Source organism: Parabacteroides sp. AF21-43, assembly GCF_003635435.1.
GTDB lineage: Bacteria > Bacteroidota > Bacteroidia > Bacteroidales > Tannerellaceae > Parabacteroides > Parabacteroides distasonis.
Genome location: NZ_QTMG01000054.1, coordinates 1 through 386 on the forward strand (window position 1 = coordinate 1; position 386 = coordinate 386).

The following is a 386-nucleotide window of genomic DNA, read 5'->3' on the forward strand; positions in this document are numbered from 1 at the left end:
CTATAGATACAAGTGGCCCATTTGTCTTTTTGACAACTTGTAATCTGAAGTCCCGGAGAATCGATTATTCCGTACCCAAGTGCGTCTCGCTTCCAAATTCGAGAGAAAAAAACAGCAATTCTCTGTTTGATAGCCGTTTGCTGAAAAACAGCCTTCCGTTCCAGCCGAAATAATTCACCCTAGTTCATGTTTTACGGTCGTTAGGCGGTAATAATGCCCAACGCTACCGCATGTGAGGGCCGATACCTATATATGTGTAGGCTTACGCCACTATATGTGTAGCTTGACGCGACTATATGTGTGGGTTGACACTGCTATATGTGTGAGTTGATACAGCCATATGTGTAGGTTGATACGTATATATTCGTTAAAAAGCGACGCTTATC